The sequence below is a fragment of the Ruegeria sp. BF7 genome (assembly GCF_056538605.1).
The window spans coordinates 1-1,512 of sequence record NZ_JBQFTM010000049.1; the positions used below are offsets into that span (position 1 = coordinate 1).

Sequence of the window (1,512 nt, forward strand, 5' to 3'; positions counted from 1 at the left end):
TGTCCGTCGTCAGGGATTTTGGGACAGATGGCGCTCTGATCTAAGAGAGGATGTGGCCCATCTGATTGGTCTGATTATGCGGCGGATTTGCGGTGAAGCAAGCGCCTGGTTTCGATTGTCTTCTGTTTGATCCGTTCTCGTTGTCTTAGAATGGTCTGCCCGCGTCCGAAGTAGACATCAGCGGGCGTGAGGTTTTGTAAGCTTTCGTGGTAGCGCCGGTGATTGTAGTGATCGACGAAAGCATCGATCTGCTGCTGGAGGTCACCGGGCAGATAGTAGTTTTCCAATAAGATGCGGTTCTTGAGAGTCTGGTGCCAGCGCTCGATCTTGCCATGGGTCTGTGGGTGATATGGCGCGCCTCGGACATGATCCATTTTCTGATCTTCCAGCCATTCGGCAAGCTCACCAGAGATGTAGCTGGACCCGTTGTCGCTGAGCAGGCGTGGTTTGTGCAGCACCGTTGCCTGATCACAGCCTGAGGCTTGCAAGGCGAGGTCCAGTGTGTCGGTCACATCCTCGGTCTTCATCGTCGTACAAAGCTTCCAGGCGATGATGTATCGGCTGTAATCGTCCAGGATCGTGCTGAGATAGAACCATCCCCAGCCGATCACCTTCAGATAGGTAAAGTCGGTCTGCCAGAGCTGGTTCGGCCGTGTCGTCTTGTCCTGGAACTCGTCCGCAGCGGACAAGACCACATAGGCTGGGCTGGTGATCAGATCGTAGGACTTGAGGATGCGATAGACCGAAGCCTCTGACACAAAATACTTTTCCGTGTCGGTGAAGCGCACGGCGAGCTCGCGAGGCGATAGATCGCTTTCCTTCAGAGCCAGATCCTTGATCTTCTCGCGCACTGGCGTGGGAATGCGGTTCCAGACCCGTGACGGCCTGGGACAGCAATCCTCAAGCGCCTCGGGACCACCGGCCAGATACCGGTCGTACCAGCGATAGAAGGTTGTCTTCGGGATGCCCAGTTTGTCCAGCGTGTGTCTGGTTGGAAGGTGCGATCCCTCCACCAGTCGGATGATCTCAAGCTTCTCGGATGCAGGGTATCTCATTCCTCGTCGTCCCCATCCGCGATCATGCTTTTTTTGAGCAAACGCAGTTCCAAGGCCTGTTCGGCAACAACTTCCTTTAGATCACGGGCTTCCCGTCTCAAATCCTTCACTTCGGTGGAAGTTGCCGCACGGGCCGTGTCGCCTGCCAGACGTTTCTTGCCGGCTTCCAGGAATTCCTTGGACCAGCTGTAATACAGGCTCTGCGCGATGCCCTCACGACGGCACAGCTCTGCAATGCTGTCCTCGCCTTTTAGGCCGTCCAGCACGATCCTGATCTTCTCTTCTGCGGAATACTGTTTGCGGGTCGCACGGCGAATGTCCTTTACGACCTTCTCACCGTGGCTCTGCTTGGTTCCGGGTTTCTTTCTCATCTCCACTCCTTGGCGGTTACGATGAGCCAGAAACCCTCTCTTATCAAATCGACCTAAACTGTCCCATTGGCGCTGACGTCAGACAA

At 55.4% G+C, this 1,512-nt stretch carries 1 protein-coding gene; it reads right to left on the minus strand.

The window, feature by feature from the left end; translation table 11 throughout:
- Positions 1–74: 74 nt before the first annotated feature.
- Positions 75–1,426 (minus strand): IS3 family transposase gene (locus ACR0IK_RS24315; protein ID WP_480643682.1). Its coding sequence is split into 2 segments (ribosomal slippage): positions 75–1,090 and positions 1,090–1,426, totalling 1,353 coding nucleotides; the frame shifts between segments, so codons are not numbered across the junction.
- Between the last annotated feature and the right edge of the window lie 86 nt (positions 1,427–1,512).